This is a genomic window from Asticcacaulis sp. YBE204, from assembly GCF_000495855.1.
Lineage (GTDB): Bacteria > Pseudomonadota > Alphaproteobacteria > Caulobacterales > Caulobacteraceae > Asticcacaulis.
Genome location: NZ_AWGF01000059.1, coordinates 1 through 208 on the forward strand (window position 1 = coordinate 1; position 208 = coordinate 208).

Genomic DNA, 208 nt, shown 5'->3' on the forward strand with positions numbered 1-208 from the left:
GCTGGCGTGGCGGACGGCGCCCGACCATCGTGGCGCAGCACGGTCATGTTCAATGCCCCCTTGCCGGGCAATACGGCGGCCGTGCGGGCCGTCCTTTACGATGAAAAATCCGCTGGATTCATCAAGGACGAGGCCCTGACGCGCAATGCGACCAACGACACCGAGCGTTCGGGGGGCCGTCTGGCGCTCAAATGGCAGATCCGGCCCG

1 protein-coding gene is annotated in these 208 nt (G+C 66.3%); it reads left to right on the plus strand.

Annotation, left to right across the window (positions count from 1 at the left end; all coding sequences use genetic code 11):
* The coding region (locus AEYBE204_RS40630) for a hypothetical protein (protein WP_035442357.1) at positions 1-208 on the plus strand (208 nt) is incomplete at both ends.